Origin of the sequence: Verrucosispora sp. SN26_14.1 (assembly GCF_004307965.1) — a bacterium.
Lineage (GTDB): Bacteria > Actinomycetota > Actinomycetes > Mycobacteriales > Micromonosporaceae > Micromonospora.
In genome coordinates, this window is sequence record NZ_SISL01000034.1 from 1 (window position 1) to 21,350 (window position 21,350).

Consider the following 21,350-nt stretch of genomic DNA (forward strand, 5'->3'; position numbering starts at 1 on the left):
GCTGGCCAGTTGGGCGGTGCCGGACCGGCTCGTCGAGCTGCGGCGGTTGGCCGACGAGGGCCGTCCGGGTGCCGTCGAGGCGTTGGCCGACCTGGAGAAGTACCGGGAGGTTCTGGCGCAGACCACCGCACCGAACCGGCAACAGCCCGGCAACGCGCGGCGGAACGTCGCTGCGGTGGCGACCGCCTATCGCGTCGTGCACGACCGGCTGACGGCGTTGGCCTCGGCGCTGGACCTGCCGCATCTGGCACCGCCCGGCCCACCGGCGGTCTCCGTCGACGACAGCGTCGTGCCGGTGCACGCGGTGCCGGTGCCGGCCTTCCCGGTGCAGCTGGTGCCACCCGGGTCCAAGGCGGCAAAGGAGGCATCCGGCTCCAAGACGGCACCCGGGTCCCCAAAGCCACCCGCGATCGCCGACCTGGTGGCCGACCCGGCGACGCGGGCGTGGCTGACCTCGAACACCATCCCACCCCACCAGGTCGCGCGACTGGTGACCGGTGGACGTCTGCGTTTCGACCCGGGACAGGTCGACCAGGTGGTGCGGATGTTGGGCGGGGAGGGAGACGCCCGGGAACTGGTCGCGCTGACCGAGGTCCTCGGCGCGGTGCCGCTGGACCTGCGGGAACGGTCCGAGGCTGCGGGGCTCGCCGGGCCCGGTCCGCTGTTCGGTGTGGTCCGTGAACTCGCGGTGTCCCCCGCAGACGTGGCAGCGCTCGGCGATGTGCTGGCCCGGGTCGCGGACGGCTCGTCAAAGTTCGAACCGGACAAGGGCAGCTGGGTCGACCGGCTCCGGACGGCACTGGCCGACGCCGGTGTCCGCACCGACAGCGACCTGGTGTGGCTGATGCGGCTGACCCGCCGGATGGACCTGGCCCCCGCCGACCGCAGGTGGTTGGGCGAGCTGCGCGACCTCGGGGTACCGCTGGAACTGCTGCACGAACTGCCCGACGAGTACGTCCGGGCGGCGCTGGACGGCCGGCGTCGGGCCGACACCGGTCTGCCGGCGCTGGCCGCCGATGCCGGCTTCGCCGGCCCGGCCGCGTTGGAGGCGGCGGCGGAGCGACTCGGCGTACCCCCGGTCGACCTGGCCCTGGCCCTCGGCGACCGGCTGCGGACGGCCGTGTCCGATGCTCCACCGCTGTCCGACGCGGGGCCGGACGGCCTCCGGGAGCAGGGGCAGCGGGTCGCCGATCGCCTCCTGGCCCAGGTCGCGTCGACCGGACCCGGACTCGACCGCTGGGTGCGCTGGAGTGCGCGGCTCGGATTCCCGGTGGACCGGCTCCGCCCGCTGGCCGAGATTCCGATGCTCGAAGGTCTCATCTGGGAGGCCCTGGGTGACGTGCACGGGGGCCGGGTCGCCGAGGTGCTCGTGCCGTTGGTGCCGGAGGCGGCGGCCCCGGCGCCGATCGCTGCTCGGCACATCGCCGTGCCCACCCCGGAGGAGTTGGCCGCGTGGTCGCAAAGACTCGGTGTGCCCGACTACTACCTGCGGCGGGTGCTGGTCATGCCCGGCGTCGACGGGCGAGCGCTGCCGGCGATGGCCGACCGCCTCGCGTTGCCCCCAGAGCAAGCCGCCGCACTGGTCCGGCTGGTCGAGGTCACCGGTCGGGTGTCGGCCGACGACCTGCTCATGTTCGCCTACCGGCTGGGCACGCCAGCGGGTCCCTATCTGCTGGTCTGGCTCGCCAGCTACTGGGAGATCCATCCGCGCAGGCTGATGCCGCTGCGTCCGCTGTTCGCACGGATCGCGGAGCTGCCCACTCGGAGTCGACCGTCGATGCAGGAGATCGAGGAGCTGGTCGGTCGCTGGGCGGACCCGGGCCGCGCGGGCGCGGGGTATCACGCAGAGCCCGCCGCCGACCTCACGGACGGACTGCTGCTCGACCGGCACGACACCTTCGACGACGACCAGTTCCGGATGTGGCCCACTGCCGAGGAAACGGCGGCGAGCGTCCGCGCCCCTCAGCCTGCCCCCCAGAGGGACAGTGGTCGCGACGACGACTCGGACCGAAGCTCGGCGTCGGAGTCGCACCGCTCACACAGCCTCTTGTCCATCCCGGACGATGACGAGCAACAGGCACAGCACACGAGCCTGGCCGCGCTCGTCTACAGCGGTCGCTCGACCTGGACCAGGGCGGACGGTGCCGGCCGGAGCCGCCGGAACGCCTCGGCACTGTTCTGGGCAGCCGGTCTCGGATCAGGCCCGGAGGGAGCCGGACTGGAGGTCCTGGACGGCCTCCGGACGTTCGTGCCGACGGCGGTCCGCGATCGGCGCGACAGGCTGCGTCGGTGGGCGGAGATCAGTTCCGTCGAGGCCGAGGAACTGTGGCAGGACACCGAGAAGGTCGCCGCCGACCCCGACCTGGGAACGCTGACCCGGCAGGCGGCGATCGTCGCCTCGGCGGCGACCGCAGCGGTACCCGCGCTGACCCGCGACATCACCTCACCCGACGTGACGGAGGTGGTTCGGGGAGCCGTCCAGGCTGCCGACGCCGTGGTCGACGCCGTACGTGCCTGGACCGATCGGCACGCCGACCGGCCGATACCGTCGGCCGGAGACGATCCGGCCCGGCCGGTGCGCGTTCCCGACCTGCTGCGGTCGCTGCCAGCGGGCGAGAGGCTGGCCTCGGCGCAGGCCGGTCGTGACGACCTGGCCGCGATGTTGACCGGGGTACGCACGCTGCTCCACACGTTGACCCGGACGACCGAGGCGGGCAGCGTCTATCGGACGGCTGCCATGGTGATCGAGGCGGCCGCCACGCACATCGCCCGTCTGGTGGTGGGGGCGGGCACACCCGCTCGGCCCGGGACGGCGTTGATCGCGAACGCGGTCGCCGCCCAGGCGATCGAGGCCGCTCAGCGGCTCACCGCGACCGTGGCGGCCTGGGACCGGCTGGCCGGTGGCCTGTCCGCAGCCGAACTCGCCGCAGCCGTGACCGACGGTCAGGCAGAGGCCCGGAACAGAAGGGAGACCGACGACCAGAGCGCGGACGTCATCCTGGCCCCGTCGTGGGCGAAGCTCATCGACGTACCCGAGTCCGAGATCGAGGAGGACCGCTACCTCCGCCCCTGGTTGGATCACCTGGCGATCGTGGCGACGGCCGGCAGACTCAAGGTCCCGCCCGGCGTGGTCTACGAGTACGCCCGACGCAACGGGTACCACTCCGAGCGCGCATCTGGTCTGCGGGCGACCTGGAGCCTGGGACCGCCGCACGAGGACCTCTACCGCCTGGCGAACGATCTGTCGGTGCCGGTGCGGTTGCTGTCGCCGCTGCGGGCCCTGCTGAGTGCGAGGGCGGGCACCGCACCCGACCTGGAGCAGGTGAGGGATTCCCTGCTACGGGTACAACTGCCGGACCGGATCGCGAAGTGGCCCCGGCGCCGGCTCGCTTTCCTGGCCGACGTCGGCCTGCGGACCACCCAGGCCACGCGCCCCGGCGAACTCGAGGATTGGCCGCACCGGTGGGTGGCCGACATCCTCGGCCTGGACCCGGAGGATCTGGACGGCGCCGACGGGGTCTCCCTCCGGTCGCTTCTCGAACTCGTCGATCTGGTGCGTCGCGAGTACGCCGTCCGCGAACCCGACGGGAACTGGGCACGGCACGACCTCGAATCGCTGGCCGACGCGCTGGGCCTCAGCAGCTACCTGGTCACCGGCCACAGCGTCCGGATGGGCCGAGTGCCGATGGAACTGGCGGACAAAATGTACGGCGCGTACCTGTTCCTGCTCGCCACCGCGCTCCGGATGGACTCTCGGGAGGTGACGAAACAGTTCGGGACGGTACTCACCGAGGTGATGGATCGGGCACTGCCCCGGCAGGTCGTGGTGGAACGGGCGCTCGCGCGAATCCGGGCGAAGGGGAAGGCCCCGGCGCCGAGGGAGAGCCTCACCGGCAAACTGCTCCGGATCGGTGTGGCCTCGAACGACCGCGTACCGCGACACCTGGGACTCCTCGCACAACAGGCCGGCGTCTCCGCGACGGAACTGGTCGAGACGGCCTACCAGGCAGGTGAGGTCGACCTCTGGCTGACCGCCGACGCCATCGGACTGGCGGTCGGCTCCCGTCCCGTACCCCAGGGCGGCCCGGAGGCCGAGGCGCCCGTCCACACCGTGGACCCCGCGGCGCTGCCACGCATGGTCAACGAGTGGGTCGACTGGCTCGGCGGGATCGCCTGGACGTCCACACGCCTCCACCCTCCGTTGACCGCGCAGGCGCGGCGGGTCGGCTGGACGTTCGACGAGCTGTCGGCGCTGCCCGGAGACGAGCGGAAGAAGGTCCTTGCGGCCCTCGCGGCGTCCGCCTCGGAGGCGGGGCTCAACCGCGTCTACCACAACACCGTCTTCTGGTACGGCCGCAACGTCGAGAAGCTCCTCCCTGTGCTGACCACATTCGTCGCCGATGTCGCCGGTGCCCGCCTCGAACTCCCGATGCCCCGGTGGGCCGAGCCCGATTCACGGTTTCGCGTCAACGTTCACGTGCCGCACTCGGTCGACGCTGACTTCGCGACGTTCGCAGCGGTCGAGACCCGGCGGGAATGGATCCTCACGAACGACCCGGCCACCTGGGAGGAGATGGAGCGGGGCCTGCGTGAGCTCCGACAGGACGGAACACGTGTCGCTGCCGCGACCGTCTCCCTCGCTGCCTCCCCCGATCCGGCCACACGGATCGCGGAACTGGACCTGACGCCGCTGACCGTCAGCGCGTTGATCGCGGTGATCGCCCTCCCGGGCGGCCTCACGATGCACCCCGAACTGCTGGGATACCTGGGGTACGAGGTCGACCCGTATGACTCGACGCGACTGGATCGTCGGGTCAGCCGACCCGAGCGGCTGCGCGTCGACCCGTTCCTGCCCATCGAACATCCGCCGGCCCGGGCGGCCGTCATGGCGGCGGCGATCGTACGCCAGCGGAAGCCCGCACCCCTGGTCGTGGCCGACCGCCCGAGTACGACCACCACCTGGTTCCTGGACGACGGGGATCCCGCCCGCGTCGGGGCCGACGAGCACCACCTGGTGCCGCACGACGTGGGTGACGCACCCGGCAGCCTGGTCCGGGCCGTCCTCGACGGCGCCCGCGCCCAGGGGCTGCGGCTGCCGTCGCAGGTGCGCGACGAGGACGGCCTGATCCGGCACGCGCGGCAGGCGGTCCAGGACGACCCGACCAGGTTCCCGTTGCGGACCATCGGTGACCTGGTCGCCGGAGATCTCGACGATCAGGCACTCCTCGGCCTGGCGCAGGCGCTGCCGATCAGGGTCGAGTCACTAGATGACCTGGCGACCCTGCGGTGGACGATCATGACAATGATCAGCGAGGGCAATCCGCGCCTGCGCAGACTTCTCGGCACCGCCGTCGCTTCGCCGAGCCGGGGCGCGGCATGGACACTGAGTCGCGTCGGCGCTGGCGGTGCCACCGCTGCCAGCCATGTCGCACACCTGTTGCCGGACGCGATCGGGGATCCGACGCTGTGGGACTCCGCGCTGGTCGACGAGATCCTCGGTGTGCTCGCCGTCGTGCTGGAAGTGGACCTGGTCGTGGTGGAGACCGAGGCTGCCCGCCGGTTCTCGGGCGGGGGAGGCTCGACCCTCCACCTGCTCAGGGGCGAGCGGGGCCGATTCCAGTCCTACCGCCCCGCACCGGTGCCGGCCCAACTCACCGCGATCGAACCCGCACAGGTGATCTTCGGCGAGTACGACCCGGCCACCGACGTGACACGGCTGCCTCTCGTGGTGACCGGTATGGACGGTCGGCGCCTGCGGGACCTGACCGCCGACCTCACCGGCCAGGAGCTGATCGACCAGTGGGCGGTCCACCCCGGCCGGGGACCGCAGACGTTGGTCCTGGTGATGGGCGGGGCCGCCGACGAGTCCGGTCCGTACGGTGCGCTCGCCCGCCGTTTCCGGGACCGTTTCGCCACCCCGGTCATCGCCAGCACCGTCGACATCGTGCTGGGCGCCGACGGGAAGGTCTCGGCCGCCTCCGTGGTCCGTGCCCCGGACGGAACCGTCGACCATACCCGGACGGAGCCTGGCGAGTTCCGCTACTTCCCACCGGCCGGAGGCGGGTCGGAGTCGGTCGGGAACGACCTCGCGGCGGGTGCGGAACCCCTCGGGCTGCCGATCGTGGTGAACCTCCCGATCCCCGACACCGGGGCGACCGTCCTGGCGGCCCGACCGGCCCGGCCGGCGGTCGAGGAAGCGCCGGTGCCGCGCCTCTTCGTGGACGGCGACGGTACGGCGCGAATCGGTAGTGCCGCCGCACCACCGCCGGGCTGGCTGTCGCTCGGCGACGCCACGCCGTACCTCGCCCTGCGATGGCTGCTCGACGGCGGCCCGGATGAGGGGCTCGACCTGGGCGCACTGGGACAGGAGGAGTTGGAGTTCGCCGCCGCGCAGGCGATCAAGTTGCGCGGGGGGCGGATGGTGCCGGTGGACCTTACGGAACTGGTGCTGGCCGCGTTCGCCGAAGCGCCCGAGGGGGCGGCTCGGGTGCAGGACTGGCCGACCGACCTATGGCCCAGTGACTCCATCCTCTTCCTCAGCCCGACCGGGACGGCCCGCGCGGCCGTCGTACAGCCCAACGGGGAACTGCTCGCCTACCGGCCGGTCCACGGCGGCGTCGGTGTCACCCGGCTGTCCCAGAGGCAGTTCGTCGAGGAGACCGGACCGGGCTGGTACGTGGTGCGCGAAGGACTTCGGGGCGTTCAGCAGCCGGTGCTGCCGTCCCCGGAGAGCGTGGATCCCCGCGAGTCCCGGCGGTACGACCGGCCGGCCGGAGTGCTGCCGCACCTCGTCCAGTCGATCGAGCAGATCCCTGCCGTCGACGAGATGACCGTCGTGGACGAGATGACCGACGTGGACGGACTGGAGGTGCGACTCAATCCGCTCTGGATGCCGCTGGCCGAGTTCACGCCGCAGGTGTGGGGTAGGCGGCCCGGCCACACCTGGATGTTCGTGGTGCTGGAGCGTCGGGCGCACACCGGGTCGGAGCAGGAGGATCCCGAGGCCGGGACGCATCCCGACGACCTGTTGGTCTTCGTCGGCTCGGAGGCCGCGTCCGCCGCGATGTCGAGCTGGCAGTTCGACGAGCTGTTGGCGACGCTGCGGCGGACCGACCCGGAGGCCACGCCGGGTCACGTCAGAGACCTCGTCGACGGCCCGGGCCATCCCTCCCTGGCAGTGAGGTTCTCCACCGACCCGGCGACACGTGACGCGGCCCTCGTGGCACCTGCCGGTGTCGCGGGCGAACTGCGCTGGAACCCCGGCACCGACATCTGGTATATGAACGACAAATCGGGCAGGTTCAACGACACGGAGGAACGTCACCAGCACAGCCCCCGATCGATGCATGACTGGTTGATCGTCGCGGCGCGGCTCGTGGCCGACCAGGTGCGGGCACCGGTGCTCCCGCTGAGCGTCCGGATCGGGTCCGGCACGGGAAGGCCTGGCGCCCGACACGACATCCCTGCCGGGGTCCACTTCGTCCATCCCGCCGACAACGAGGACACATTCGCCGCCGTCAGGCGAATGCCCAGGTACTCGACCTACACCTCGGTCTTCGCCACCCTGGAGCCGGCGACCGGCGAGGTGGTGACCCGAGAAGGTCGATACGGCCCACAGACCTTCGTCCAACAGCTCCACCGTGCGGGCCTCGACGAGGAGGTCTCCCTGCTGCTGGTGTTCTTCCTGCCCGGCGGCGCCGAGGGATCCGCAACGGATCGGCAGGCCCTGATGCGGTTCGCGCAGGCCGTTCACCGCCACGGGAATTTCGAGGATGTCGTCGTCAACGACGGTCCGGCCCGCATCCTGCCCGGGGACACCGACGTGCGGCTGGGGACGCTGACCGTCGACGTTCACGGCGGTCCGCTGATCCAGGAGGAAGGCCAGTTCGTCAAACTGACCTTGTTCGGCGAGCAGAGGCGACTCGGATCCTCGGCCGATGCGGCGATGACGTGGCACCTGCACCAGCGTCGGGAGGCGTCCGATGCGGAGGTAGCACCTCAGCGGTATCCGGTTCCGTTCGGCGCACCCCGCGTCGAGGCGCCTCCCGGCACGGCTTACGACGGCGGCGTGCTGGTCGTGGGGGACCTGACCCGGTGGCGGGAATGGCCGTTCGCGGAGAGGGTGGCCGAGGCGGCAGCCTCCTGGGCGCGTCCGGTGGTGGTGGTCGGCCCGGAGCCCGAGCCGAAACACGCGGCGTTGACCGCACTCGGCGCGACGCTGACGCTGTTCGGCGCTCGACGTCAGCTACCGCTGGTGCTCGCGGCCACGCACAGTGCCGAACTGACGGCCCTGGTACGCCGGCACGGCCTGCCCGTGATCGGCGCGGACGAGGCGGGTCCCGCCGCACCGTGGCGGGTGATCGGTCCGGACGGTCGGGTGCACTGGTCCACCACCGGTTTCACGCCCGCCCTGTTCGTGGCCGCGCGCGAGGTCACCCCGGCAGAAGCGGCGAGCGTCGACCGCGTCCGCCTCAGTGAGATGACGCGTGCCCTGATCGACAGGGCGAAGGCTCTCACGGATCTGACTGCCGACCGGACAGCCGTCGAGGAGGGCCGCAACCGCGACGAGCTCGAACCGACGGCAGCCGCTGCGCGGATCGCCGATCTGTCGGACGAGATCCTGTCCGTGCAGACGGAGATCCACCGCCTACGGGAACGTAAGGCCGAGCTGACCGAGATCGCCCGGCACCAGCCGGTCGAGGCGACGCCGGAGGGCTTGACCAGCCACATCCGGGTCGAGCAGTCGGTGCCGGGCGCCGATCGGTGGCTGCTCGTGCCGGTGCTGATCGACGACACCGGCGTGCACGGCCGGCACCCGGAGACCGGTGAACGGACCGCCGACTACTTCCTGACCGCGAGCCGGCAGTGGCTGCCCCGCCTGCGCGGTGGCGCACCCGGTGCGATCCGTGATGCGTCCGTCGAGGCGCCGACCGCGAGCCGGACCGACACGGCACCGGCCGGGACGAGCGCATCCCCGGCGGCGGCCGGCGTGGTGCCACCCCGTGGGGCGGCTGGTGCCGCCTCGCCGTCGCCGTCCGATCTGCCAGGCGCACTCGCCACGACCGAGGCCCAGGTGCGATTCGTCGCCTGGGCGGTGCCGGATCGGCTGGCGGCCCTGCGGCGGCTGGCTGCCGAGGGCCATCCCGGAGCCGGTGCGGCCTCGGCAGCCGTGGACGCACACCGGCGCGTGTTGTTCGGAGCTGCCCACGGCCCGGCCCCGCAGGTCTCCGAGGCGGATCGCACCACCAGCTACCAGCGCATGCACGAGCGGTTGGTGGCACTGGACCTGCCCTACCTGGCGCCGCCGACGACCGACCCGTCGGGGGGTGACGACGCCGTCGCGTCGCTGCCCGTCGTGCCCGAGACGGACTTCCCGGTCGTACTGGTCGCCCCCGGAGCGGACGCCGGCCCCGACGGCCGCACGACGGACACCGACGACGCGCGATGGTTGCAGGGTGTCGGGATCACCGGCCCGCAGGCGGCTCGCCTGCTGGATGACGGGGAACTGCCGTTCGACCGGACCGAGGTCGATCGGCTGGCCCAGCGACTGGCCATGGCGGGCGACGAGGTCGCCGAACTGGTGAACCTGGTCGAGGTGCTCGGCACGGTGCCGCTCGACGTGGGCACCCACGCGCGAGAGATCGGGCTCGCCGGACCCGGGCCGCTGTTCGGTGTGGTCCGCGACCTGGGGGTGCTGCCGGAACTCGTCGTGACGGTGGGGGATGTGCTGGCGCGCGTCGTGGCGGGCTCCCGCGAGATCGAGCCGGACGAGGGCTCCTGGGTCGACCTGCTGCGCACGGAGCTGGCCGGGGAGGGCGTCCGCACCGACAGCGACCTGGTGTGGTTGATGCGACTGGTCCGCCGGTCGAAGCTGTCGCCCGCCGACCGGTCCGCGCTGGGGGAGCTGCGCGAACTCGGCGTACCGCTGGAACTGCTGCACGAGCTGCCGACCGTCCACGTGCGCGCGGCGCTGACCCGCCGAAGCCGGGCGGCCGGGAGCCTGGCGACGTTGGCCACGGAGTCCGGCCTCGCCGGCCCGGCGGCTCTGGAAGCGGCGGCCGAGCGGTTCGGCGTACCCCCCGTCGACCTGGCGCTGGCCCTGGGGGACCAGCTCCGGGCGGCCGCCGCATCGGTGCCCGTCACCAGCCCGGACGACCCGGAGGAGCTGCGCCGTCAGGGGCAGCGGGTCGCCGAAGCGGTGTCGGCGCTGCTGCCGGCGGACGCCGACGTCGTCAGATGGGTGCGGTGGACCGCGCGCCTCGGGTTCCCCGTCGAGCACCTCCGTCCGCTGGTGGACTCCCCGACGATCGCGGAGTCGGTCTGGGCCGTCCTGGGCGATGTGCCGAGCGAGCGGGTGGCCGATGCCCTCGTGCCGGTGGCACCCGAGCCGGCGACCACGGCCGAGCTGACCCGGGCGCTCGCCCGGAAGCGGGACGTTCCCGCGTCCGCCCCGACCGACCTGGCGCAGTGGGCGGAACAACTCGGTGTGCGGGTCGCCTATCTCCGTCGGGTGACGGCACTGCCGGGAGTCGACGGCGCGCGCCTGTCGGAGTTGGCCGACCGTCTCGGGCTGTCGGCCACGCAGGCACCGGCGTTGGTACGACTGGTGGAGGTGACCGGTCGGGTACCGGTCGAGCTGCCCTGGATCGCCTACCGGCTCGGCCTGATGCGGCTCCCGTACGTGGTGGTCTGGCTGGCGGCCACCTGGGAGACGGACCCGCGCGGGCTGCTGTCGTTGCGCCCGCTGTTCGACCGGATCCGGGAGATGCCCCCCGAGGTGCGGCCCTCCCCGGGACAGATCGAGGAACTCGTCACCCGGTGGGCCGCGCTCGGCCGGCCGGCACCGCGTGGCGACGGCGGTGGTGACGCGCAGGAGTGGCCGGTCCGGAGCGACGCGTCGATCATCAGCGAGTCCGCCCCCGACGATCAGCGGTCACGGTACGTCCGGGAACTCCTGCGGTTCGCCGAGGTCGGCGCCGGTCCGCAGGGCGGGGGACTGCACCTCGCCGATCGCCTCCGGGCCGTACACGTGGCGGAACTGACCCGCAATGTCGAGCAGTTGCGCCGGTCGCGGGATGTCGCCGTGGCCGACCCGAGCGCGGTGTGGCAGGAGGTCGACGCGGTCGCGGACGATCCGTTCGTCGGAGCGTTGACCCGGCAGGCGGCGATCATCGTCGGTACGGCCCGCTCCGTGACGCTGACGCTCCACCACCCCGTCGCCGACCCGGGCGACGTGATCCAGGCAGCCACCCGTGCGGCCGGTGCCCTGACCGCCGCCGTCCGGTGGTGGACGGAGCACCACGCCGACCGATCGATACCCGGCGTGGACGAGACGACCACGCCGGCTGGTCTCGCCGAGCTGGCGGCTGCGCTACCCGGGCCGAAGCCGGGCGGGCGACGGGACGCGGCCGGGCAGATGCTGGCCGAGATGCACACCCGACTCGAACCGCTGAGCCGACCCAGCTCCACCTGGCACATCCACCGCAACGCCGACCTGGTGATCCGTACGGCGGCGGTGCACGTCACCCGACTGCTGGTGGCGGCCGGTGCCGCCGCGTCGCCGTCGGCGTCGCTGATCACGGCCGCGGTGGCAGACCAGGTGGTCGAGGCGGCTCGACAACTCGCCACGGCGATGCGGACGTGGGACCGATTGACCGGCGGTATGTCGGCAGCGGAGGTGTCGGCGACGGCGGAAGCTCCGCCCGGTGCCGACGATCTCCCGCCCGCGCAGTTCGTGGACAACCTGCTGGCCGCGTCCTGGGCCACGCTGTTCGCTGTCCATCAGCACGACATCGAGGGTGACCGACGCGAGCGTTCGTGGCTGGACCCCGAGATGGTGTACTCGCTGGCAGTCGAGGAGCAGGTGCCGTCGGGGCTGGTCTACCGGCAGGCCAGGGCGCAGGAACATCTGTCCGAGCGGACCCCGGACCGGCTCCGGGCATGGGGTGTGCAGCCGCCGTACGAGGCGGTCTACCAGTCGGCCCTGGATCTGCAGGTGCCGGTGCGGCTGTTGCAACCCTTCCTGCGGGCAGGTGGGGTGGCGGCGCATTCCGATGCGGCCTGGATCCGGGGCGTTCTCAGTGACATGGCGCAACGGGCAGGAACGGTCATCGAGGAGCCGAGCCGGCACCTGGCCTTCATGACCGACCTCGGTTTCGACGCCAACCAGCCGGTGACCGGGCGCGAACTGGACTCTGCGGACCGGCAGTGGACCGCCGACGTGCTGGGCATGGACCCGTCGGACCTGGACGGGATCGGCACGGCGAGGTTCGACGACCTCGCGCGGGTCGTCGAGAAGATCCGTGAATACCACGACGGGAGGACGCCCGGCGGTTCCTGGGGCCGACACGAGATCGAATCCCTGGCGGACGCGCTCGACCTGAGCTACCTGCTGGTGCTGGGACACAGCGTACGGGTCGGCCGGGTGCCGGTGGAGCTGTCGGACGACCCGTACGGGTCCTGGGTGTTCCTGCTCGCGAACCGGGGTCGGGTGGACGCGCGCGACCTGGCACCGATCCGTGGCGAGATCGCGGTCCACGTCGACCGTGGTGGTCCTCGGCACGTGGTGCTGAACGAACTGGCCGCCCTGCTGCGTGAGCACGTGGGCGGGGTGCCGCCGCGCGACTCGCTCACCCGTCGTCTGCTGGGCGTCAGCGACGCGGAGGAACTCAAGTTGCTCCACCTCAGGGAGCAGTACCAGCTCGTGGGTACGCCCATCGAGGACGCCCTCACGGTCGCGGAACTGGCCGAGGTCACGCTGGACGTGGCGCTGGAGTTCATCACCATGGCGGCGGGCCACCTCCAGTCCGGCGCGGACGGTGCGGCGGCACGCGGTACCGCCGAGCTACCGTCGGCCCCTGAAACGCCCGAGGTGACGGCGACCCGGCTCCGGGAGTGGGTCGCCCGGTTGGACGGCATCCAGGACTTCGACGGCGACGTCGCTGAGGTCCTCTGGGGCGCGCGGGACGCCGGCTGGACCCTCGAAGACCTCTCGGCGCTGTCGGTCGACGACGCGGAGCGGGTGCTTGAGGCCCTGTGGATGGCGCCCAGACTGGACGTCGAGTTCCGGAGCATCACCGTCGGGTACGGCCGCGACGTCGAGGCGATGTTCAGTCGGCTGAAAGAACTCGTCGAGTACGCCGCCGACAGCCGGTTCGACCAGCGGAACCTCATGTGGACGGACGTCGCACTGACCGGGGTCCGGATCGACGTCGACCTGCCCGGGGCCACCGGTGCGGAGCCGGAGTCCCGCGGCTGGGATCTGGAACGCGAGCCCGACCGGCGGTCCGTCAACGCCGAACTGAGCCGACTGCACGGCGCCGGGACCACGATGGTCTCCGTGGCCTTCCAGAACCCGGCCGGCGACGTCGTCCGGGTGGCGGAGGTGGACACCGCAGGACCGGTCTTCGGCGCGTTGGCCGCGATCCACGGGCTGCCGGGCGGGCTGGCTCGTCATCCCGATCTGCTGGCCCACCTCGGATACGAGTTCGCCCCCTACGACCGCAGCCGGCTGGACCGCCGGGTCAGCGCGGTGCCACCGCTGCCCCTCGCTTCCTTCGCGCGGGTGGCGGATCCGTCGCTACGCGCCGTGATCATGATGGCGGTCATCTGGCGGGAACGGCAGTCCGCGTCTCTCGTGCCCGCGAGTCGCGTGGAGCCGCTCACGACCAGGCTGCTGGCCGACGGCGAACCCACCGTCGTCGACGAGTGGGAATACCACCTGGGTGCCCGGGACCTGGGCACCGAGCCCGGCAGTCTGACCCGGGCGGTGCTCGACAGCGCCCGCGCCCAGGGCCTGGAGCTGCCGGCGCACGTACGGGACGAAGCCACCCTGCTCCAGCACGCCGGACAGGTCGTCCGCGCCGATCCGCACCGGTTCACGATCCGGTCCATCGGCGAGCTGATCATCGGCAGCCTGGCGGACGAGGCGGTCGCGCTGCTCGCCGGGGCACTGGGCCTGAACGAGCCGTCCCTCGGCGAGCCGTCGCTGCGCACCCGGTTGGTCGCGATGGCCGACGAGGACACGGCCCGCCTGTACCGGTTCCTCACCCTGCTCACCCCGGACTCCGACGCGGCGGGGGCGCTGGTGCGCGCGGGCTCGCCCGGGGCGAACCCGGCCCGGGATGCCGCCGCGCTGCTGGTCGCGGCGATCGGTGCGCCCCGGATGTGGAACTCCGCCATCCTCGACGAGGTCGTCGCGGTATTCGCCGTCGCACTGGGAGTCGACCTGGTCGTGCTGGGCGACGAGGACGCCCGCACGTACCCGGGCGGCGGCCCGACACTGTTCGTACGCCGGGTGGGCGGAGACGTCTTCCAGTCGTACCGGCCGACCGGCTCGTGGGGTCAGCCGGCGGCCTTCGGCTCGTCGCCGGCCCTGCTCGCCGAGCACGACCCGACCACGGACGTGGCGCGTGTCCCGGTGGTGCTCGACGGTCGGCGCCACCGGGACGTGACCGCCCGGTTCACCGGAGACGACCTGATCGACCGATGGGTGTCGCAGGCCGCCGACACCTCGGCACCGCTGGTCCTGCTGGTGGGGGGCGCCGCCCGAGGCGACGGCACACACGGCCTGCTGGCCGCTCGCTTCCGCGACCGGTTGCTGAAGCCGGTGATCGCGCCCCTCGACGACATCGCACTCGACCCCCAGGGACGGGTGTCGGCGGTGCGGGCGGATCGACGCACCGACGGCACGGTCGATCTCCACGAGGCGCAGCCCTCGGAGTTCTGGTACTTCCCCGCCACCGGCGGCACCGCGGTACCGCTCGGCGCTGACCTGGTGTCGGGTGCGGCCACGGTCGGCCTGCGGCTCGTGGCGGACCTGCCGCCCTCGGGCGGGGGACGCACCGCGCTGGCGCTGCGGCCCGTACCTCCTCCTGGCGACGACCTGCCGCCCCCGAGCCTGTTCGTGGACGGCGACGGCGCGGTCCGGCTCGGTCGTTTCGCCTCGCCTCCGGAGGGCTGGTGGCCGCTCGGCGACGCGTCGCCGCTGCTCGCCCTGCGCTGGCTGATGGCCGGCGGACCGGTCGACGGGATCGATCCGTCGGCCCTGGGGCAGCCGGACCTCCAGGTCGCTGCCGAACACGCCACCCAGCTGCACGAGCATCAGATGGTGATGATGGACGTGCCCTACCGGCTGCGCTCGCTGCTCGCCGCCGATTCGCCACGGGCGACCACGGTGGACGACAGACTTCGCGCGTTGCAACGAGGCGACGGCGTCATCTTCGTCGGTGTCTCCGGGCAGGCGCAGGCAGCCACCCGACTACGCAACGGTGACCTGCTCGTCTATCGGCCTGCTCGCGGCGACACGTCGACCGAGCGACTGTCCTGGGCCCGGTTCGTCGAGGAGGCGGGCGACGGCTGGTTCCTCGTGCAGCACCGCGCGGCGGACCCGGCGCCGGTGGTGCTTCCCACCGACGGACCCGTCGATCCGACCGCCTCACGGTGGTACGACCGGCCGGAGAACGTCGGAGCCGGCGTGGTGCCGGAGATCGAGCAGGCGCCGCAGAGCAGTGTGGTGCGGGGCGAGAAAACGGACGGGCTCGACGTCCGGCTCAACCCGTTGTGGATGCCGCTGGCCGACTTCACACCCGAGGTCTGGGCCGGGCGTCCGGACCACGACTGGCTCTTCCTCGTCCTGGAACGCGGGTCGTACGCCGAGGCCCAGGAGGGTGAGGACGCCCGCGACCTCCTGGTGTTCGTCGGCTCGGAGACCGCGACCGACGCGATGTCGCCGGCGCAGCTCGACGACCTGCTCACGTCGATGCGGAAGGTCGACCCGACCGTCACCCTGGCCGATGTCCGGGACATGCTCGACGGTCCCGGACATCCCTCGCTGGCCGCGCGGTTCGAGGGCGACGGCACCGCGAGACTGACCCGGGCCGGGGTGGCCGGGAACCTGCGTCGGGATCCGCAGACCGGCACCTGGGCGTTGGACGGTCTCTCCGGCCGGTACTCGTCAGGCCGTCTCGGCCCGCTTGATCATCTGGACCGGTGGTTGCGCGATGTGGCCCGGCTCATCGCCGACCAGGTGCGCGAACCGGTCAGGTCGAGCGTGTACAGCAGCCGGGGACGGATCGAGTCACGGTACGAGTTCGACTCGAAGATCTACTACCCGCACCCTGCGGACACCCTGGACACGTACCACGCGGTGCGGCGGATGCCCGACTTCCGGCCAGGGGTGTGGTCGGTCTACGCCACGCTGGATCCACAGACGGGCGAGGTGGTCACCCGCAACGGACGGTACGGCCCCCGGAACTTCACCCGCGAGTTGGCGCGCAGCAACGCCAGGTACGAGGGCGCGTTGCTGTTGGTGCTCTTCCTGCCCGGCGACGCGGAGGGCACCGAAGCGGAGCTCAAGGCCCTGTCCCGCTTCGGGGAGCGAGTGCAGGAGGCGCGCCGCACCGACGTGACGGTGTCGGTCGGGACCGCCCACATCCTGCCCGGAGACGGGGACGTGCGGTTGGGCACGCTCACCGCCGACGTCGTCGGTGCTCCCATGGTCGAGCCTGCGGGTGCGTTCGTCCGGTTCCGGCAGCCGGAGCCGGGGAGGGAGTCGGAACCCAAGCCTCCGCCGGAGTTGCTCGACGCGTCGGCCGACGCGTCGATGATGGCGCTGCTGGTGATCGGCTACCCGTCGGGCGTGCACGATGCGCCACAGCGGCACCCGGTGCCGTTCGGACCGCCACGGATCGACGCACCCCGGGGTGCCGCGTACGACGGTGGATTGCTGGTCGTGGGCGACGTCGACAGGTGGCGGCAGCGATCGGTCGCCGAGGCGGTGGCGCGGGCGGCCCGCACGGTGCGGCGTCCGGTGGTGGTGGTCGAGGTCGGTGCCCGAGTCGACGAACGAAGCGCCGTGCTGACCCTGCTCGGCATGACGCTGATCAAGCTCGGTGAACGGCAACTCCAGCCGATCGTGGTCGCCACCGCGCCCGCCGCGGCCCTGACCGCACTGGTGAACCGCTACGACCTTGCGCTGATCAGTCCAGAGAGCACCGCCGCGGACGCCGGTTGGCAGGTCACCGGGCCGGACGGTGCGCAACGCTGGTCGACGTCGGCGTTCGTCCCGACGCTGCTCACCACCGCCGGTCAGATCACCACAGGCCCGGTCGCGCGGTCCGGATCGGTGATCCTCTCCAAGTGGCTGGGGCAGCCCGACTGGCCCACCGCCGAGGAGTACCTCCGCGAGAACGTCGCAGACCTGCGGCACCCGTACGTCGCCGACGAGCTCGCTCACCTCCAGGCGCGGGACCCGGACAACCGACTGCTCTCCGCCCACAAGGCGGTGCTCGAACTGGTCGAGGCGGCGAACGGGGCGATCGACCCGGCTGGGTCTCGCTACCAGCCGACCGAGCCGATCCAGGCGACCGTAATGGAACCCCGCACCAGCGTGCAGGGTCCGATGACGGTCACCTTCGCCCTCGACTACCTCGAACCGAAGCCGGATGCGCTGTCCCGCAAACCCTGGGACGACCGCCTGCTCCGCCTCATGTACACCGACGACCGGGCCCGCGCGCTGGCAGCCGCCCTGGCCGCCGGGGTCGTCGGCGAACAACCGGATCGCGTCGACGACGGACGCTGGAACGCCACCGTGTTCGGTGCGGTGGCCATCGTGCTGCGGATGACCCGCGAGGAAGCCCACCCAACCAGCTCCGTCGAAGCCTGGGACAAGGCACTGGAGGACGTGGCCTGCTGCGAGGCGAACCCCTACCACCGCTGGTACTGGGTGGATCGCCTGGACGAACTCCGCGACGAGGTCCGCGCCCACGGCATCCCGGGCCACGTGGACGGGCCGGCACCGCACCACGCGGACCTGCTGGGGGTGCTCACCGAAACTGCGGCCAGCTGCGCACCCGGCCGTCAGGCGCCGGGCAGGGTGCCGTAGCTGTTGCGGTAGACCTTGCCCGGCTTGGGGTGGGTGAACTTCAGGCCGGCCCACACCTCGTCCACCCGCAGGCAGGTGCTCTCGACCAGCCCGAAGTCGTAGCCGATCCGGATCACGCTCTTGAGCTCCAGGTCGGAGCCGAGTCGGCCGCCCTTCGGCCAGGAGAGCCACAGCATTCCGCCCCGGCGCAGGTGCTCCCGCAGCACCGGGAAACGGTGCCGCATCTCCTCCTGCGTGGTGACGAAGAGGTGCAGGTAGTCGAACTCCCCGCTCAGCGTGTCGGCGACGTCCAGCTCGGGCAGCCGCAGCGCCTCGACCGCCGAGGCGGGCGCCGCGTCCAGATAGGCCCGGCTGCCCGGCTTGACGCCCATCTTCTGCGCCACCGTCCGCCCCGACGTCACTCGTTCCCCCGTTGTTTGTGCCATTCCGCGACGCTAACCCGCCCCTGTGACAACGCTCCGTCCGCCACCGGCGACGAGCCCACGTCACCGCGGACGGAAGCCCGCCACCAAGGACAACGGCCCGCCACCGACAAGGACAACGGCCCGCCGCCACCAAGGGCGACGGGCCGTCCGTGGGTCAGAGCGCGGTGCGGATCGCCTCGGCGAGGGTCACCGGCGGCCGTCCGATCAGCCTGGCCAGGTCGTCGCCCTCGACGTACAGCTCACCCTCGGCGGCACCCCGGTCGCCGTCGGCCAGCACCTCCGCGTACCCCTGGGGGAGTCCGGCGCCGACCAGCACCTCCACGTACTTCTCCACCGGCAGGTCGAGGTAACCCACCTCCCGACCGCTCTGCCGGGACACCTCGGCGGCCAGCTCGCCCAGGGTGAACGCCGGCCCACCCAGCTCGTACACCCGGTTGGTGTGCCCCTCGCCGGTCAGCACCACGGCGGCGGCCTCCGCGAAGTCCGCGCGGGCGGCGGCGCTGATCCGGCCCTCACCCGCCGCACCCGCCACCCCGTGCTCCAGGTACGTCGGCACCTGCGGGAGATAGTTCTCCAGGTACCAGCTGTTGCGCAGCAGGACGTACGGCAGCCCGGAGGCGACGATCTCCTGCTCGGTGGCGCGGTGCTCGGTGGCGAGGATCAGGCTGGACGTGTCGGCCTTCGGGATGCTGGTGTAGACGACCAGCCCGACCTCGGCCTCCCTGGCAGCGGTGACCACGTTGCGGTGCTGCGCCACCCGTCGGCCCACCTCGCTGCCGGAGACGAACATCAGCTTCTCGGCACCGGCGAACGCGGTCCGCAGCGACTCGGGATCGTCGTAGTCCGCCTGCCGGACGGTGACGCCACGCCCGGCCAGGTCGGCGAGGCGGGCGGTCTCCCGGCCGAGCGCCACGATCTGCCCGGCCGGTACGCCCCGATCCAGCAGCGAGGTGACGATGAGCCGGCCGAGGTGCCCGGTGGCACCGGTGACGACGATGGACATGGATCCTGCTCCCTCCACGGAAACTGCCTGACGTCGGAGGCAACCGGAAGATCGCCCGACCACTTCCCGTTGGAGAGTAGGCACCTTGAAGTGCGCCACATCCTGATGGAGAGTAATAGCGTGGAACCCGACCTGTACGACCGGAAGTGCGGCAGCCGACAGGTCCTCGACCGGATCGGGGACCGGTGGAGCGTCCTGGTGGTGCTGACCCTCGCGAACGGCCCCAAACGGTACGGCGAGCTGGCCCAGCGGATCGACGGGGTGAGCCAGAAGATGCTCACCCAGACCCTGCGCGGCCTGGAACGCGACGGCCTGGTCACCCGCACCGTGCACGCCACCGTCCCGCCCCGGGTCGACTACGAGCTCACCGACCTGGGGCACGACCTGCGGTCACTGGTCGCCGGCCTGGAATCCTGGGCGACGGACCACCTCGCCGAGGTGGAGGCCGCCCGCGCCCGCTACGACGCCCGCCAGCAGGCGTAGTCACCCTTTCCGCCGGTCGGCGTGGCCGCTAGCCGGCGGTCAGGGGCGTCGGGAGGTCGGTGGCGGCGCGGACCACCTGGTCGATCAGGCCGTACTCGCGGGCCTCGTCGGCGGTGAACCAGCGGTCCCGGTCCCAGTCGCGTTGGACCTCGTCCAGCGGTCGCCCGCTGTGCTGGGCGATCAACTCCAGCATGGTCCGCTTGACGTGCAGCATGTTCTCCGCCTGGATGGTGATGTCGCTGACCGTGCCGCCGAAGCCACCGTGCGGCTGGTGCATCACCACCCGGGTGTGCGGCAGCGCGTACCGCTTGCCAGCCGCACCCGCGCAGAGCAGGAACTGGCCCATCGAGGCGGCCAGGCCCAGCGCCAGCGTCGCCACGTCGTTGCGGACGAAGCGCATCGTGTCGTAGATCGCCAGTCCCGCGCTCACCGAGCCGCCCGGCGAGTTGATGTACAGATGGATGTCCCGATCCGGATCCTCCGCCGCGAGCAGCAGGATCTGGGCGTTGATCCGGTTGGCGACCTCGTCGGTCACCTCGCTGCCGAGAAAGACGATCCGCTCCCGCAGCAGCCGCTCGTACACCTGGTCGCCGAAGGTCCGCTGACCGTCGTCCAGCATCGTGACCATCTCGTCCACCTCCACCCGCCGGTGGGCGACCTCCGCCGCTCGGGAACCGGCCCGTCCAGCGTGCGCCGCCCGGGTGGCCGTTCCCCAGCACTTCTGCCCGGGGCAGATCCGCCCACGGCAGAACGGCTCCGGCGAGCAGCCTGGGTGGGCAGTCGGCGGGAGTGGGCAGTCGGCGATCCGGTCGAAGGCCACGCCGACGCGCCTGACAGCGTAGGCGGATCAGCTCGACAGCGGTTGCAGGTGCCGTCCTGTCGTAGCGGACCTGGCCTGTTCAGGACCGGTGGCGTCGTCACCGGCGTCGACCTCGGCGGCGTCGCCGAAGACGATGATGCGCAGACCGCCACCGAAGCCGAAGCCGCCGACCGGTCCGGCAGGTACACCACCGGCAACGACACCTCCCGCAGCGGTACCACCGATGCCGAACCCGATGCCGCCGAACTGCGCGACCGGGTGGGCGAAGCCGTCCGTGCCGCGCGGGACGGAGGCGGTGGGGCCGCCACCCCGGACGGCCGGGGCGTAACTGCCCTGGGGGGTGGTCGGGGCGGGCCGCTCGACCCGGCGCAGCTCGTCGCGTACCTCTCCGAGCAGGTCGGAGAGCGGAAGGCCGAGCGCCCGGGAGACGGCGCCGAGCACCTCGGAGGAGGCTTCCTTGCGCCCCCGCTCGACCTCGGAGAGATAGGGCACCGACACGCCGGCGGCCTCGGCCACCTCGCGCAGCGTGCGGCGCTGTCGTTGGCGCTGGCGGCGTAGGACCGCACCGATCACCCGTCGCAGCAACGTCATGCCGGGACCTCACTCTCGCCGGTCTGCGCTGACCGTTCCCATCATGCCGGGCCGCCGCCCGCCGCGCCGCCCCTCGCTGCGCCACCCCGCCGTGCGAATCGGCGGGCAGGGGCTATCTTGTGGGCGTGCAGTCGACCGAGTCTG

At 72.2% G+C, this 21,350-nt stretch carries 6 protein-coding genes; 2 read left to right on the forward strand and 4 right to left on the reverse strand.

Annotated elements, in window-relative coordinates:
- Positions 1-16: 16 nt before the first annotated feature.
- Positions 17-17,884, forward strand: coding sequence for a hypothetical protein (locus EYA84_RS32390; RefSeq protein ID WP_236145615.1), 17,868 nt, complete (start codon positions 17-19; stop codon positions 17,882-17,884).
- On the opposite strand, the gene EYA84_RS05960 is transcribed toward EYA84_RS32390, so the two are convergent.
- Together EYA84_RS05960 and EYA84_RS05965 are read right to left on the reverse strand one after the other, a co-directional pair.
- Positions 17,860-18,309: a hypothetical protein gene (locus EYA84_RS05960; protein WP_201272310.1), complete on the reverse strand. Its 450-nt coding sequence runs from the start codon at positions 18,307-18,309 to the stop codon at positions 17,860-17,862. The two genes, EYA84_RS32390 and EYA84_RS05960, sit on opposite strands and share 25 nt — an antisense overlap.
- Before the next feature lie 154 nt (positions 18,310-18,463).
- Positions 18,464-19,312 carry an SDR family oxidoreductase gene (locus EYA84_RS05965; protein ID WP_131052006.1) on the reverse strand — a complete coding sequence of 283 codons (849 nt, stop codon included), beginning with the start codon at positions 19,310-19,312 and terminating at the stop codon, positions 18,464-18,466.
- A gap of 105 nt (positions 19,313-19,417) precedes the next feature.
- Here EYA84_RS05965 and EYA84_RS05970 point away from each other — a divergent pair, with 105 nt between their 5' ends.
- On the forward strand, positions 19,418-19,795 hold the full coding sequence (locus EYA84_RS05970) for a helix-turn-helix domain-containing protein (RefSeq protein WP_131052007.1): 378 nt from the start codon (positions 19,418-19,420) through the stop codon (positions 19,793-19,795).
- 28 nt (positions 19,796-19,823) lie between these two features.
- On the opposite strand, the gene EYA84_RS05975 is transcribed toward EYA84_RS05970, so the two are convergent.
- Positions 19,824-20,423 carry a ClpP family protease gene (locus EYA84_RS05975; RefSeq protein WP_131052008.1) on the reverse strand — a complete coding sequence of 200 codons (600 nt, stop codon included), beginning with the start codon at positions 20,421-20,423 and terminating at the stop codon, positions 19,824-19,826.
- Positions 20,424-20,642: 219 nt separating this feature from the next.
- Positions 20,643-21,206, reverse strand: a complete 564-nt coding sequence (locus EYA84_RS05980) for a helix-turn-helix domain-containing protein (RefSeq protein WP_131052009.1) — start codon at positions 21,204-21,206, stop codon at positions 20,643-20,645.
- Between the last annotated feature and the right edge of the window lie 144 nt (positions 21,207-21,350).

Bases quoted from the DNA above. Each gene is read 5' to 3' on its own strand.
- EYA84_RS05960 (WP_201272310.1), bottom strand. From the start codon at position 18,309: ATGGCACAAACAACGGGGGAACGAGTGACGTCGGGGCGGACGGTGGCG.
- EYA84_RS05970 (WP_131052007.1), top strand. From the start codon at position 19,418: ATGGAGAGTAATAGCGTGGAACCCGACCTGTACGACCGGAAGTGCGGC.
- EYA84_RS05965 (WP_131052006.1), bottom strand. From the start codon at position 19,312: ATGTCCATCGTCGTCACCGGTGCCACCGGGCACCTCGGCCGGCTCATC.
- EYA84_RS05975 (WP_131052008.1), bottom strand. From the start codon at position 20,423: ATGGTCACGATGCTGGACGACGGTCAGCGGACCTTCGGCGACCAGGTG.
- EYA84_RS05980 (WP_131052009.1), bottom strand. From the start codon at position 21,206: ATGACGTTGCTGCGACGGGTGATCGGTGCGGTCCTACGCCGCCAGCGC.